The sequence below is a fragment of the Paraburkholderia sp. BR14320 genome (genome assembly GCF_040948665.1).
GTDB classification, from domain to species: Bacteria; Pseudomonadota; Gammaproteobacteria; order Burkholderiales; family Burkholderiaceae; genus Paraburkholderia; species Paraburkholderia youngii.
Window position 1 is genome coordinate 1 of sequence record NZ_JBFPKG010000267.1, and the last position, 449, is coordinate 449.

A 449-nucleotide genomic window follows, 5' to 3' on the forward strand; every position below is an offset into this window, starting at 1 on the left:
ATACGCCGCCTCCGTGCGGTTCAGCTCCTCCAGCAGATACCCGCGCTCCGCCGCCGGCAGGATATCGATGCGCTCCACCGGCTGGCCCGCGTCCGCAACCATCGCCCGCAGCAGCGCCAGCAGATAACCACGCTGCCGCTCGATCGTCGCCTGATCAAAAAGTGCCGTGGCATAGCTCAGTGTTCCAGCGATCTCCTCGCCATGCTCGCTAAGGCTCAGCTCCAGATCGAACTTGACCTGATCGAGCCCGTCGGCGGCAGCCTCCACACTCAGTCCGGGAAGGTCGAACGACGGACCTGCGTGGTTCTCCCAAGCCAACATCACCTGGAACAGCGGCGTGTGATCAAGCGCCCGGGGCGGCTGCACGATCTCCACCACCTGCTCGAATGGCAGGTCCTGATGCTCCTGCGCCCCCAGGGCCGTACGCCGTGTCCGCTCCAGAAGCGTCG

Annotated in this window: 1 protein-coding gene; it reads right to left on the minus strand. The window is 65.5% G+C overall.

Annotation, left to right across the window (positions count from 1 at the left end; genetic code table 11):
• A partial coding sequence (locus AB3X89_RS40250) for a condensation domain-containing protein (protein WP_368588060.1) occupies window positions 1-449 on the minus strand: 449 nt, incomplete at both ends.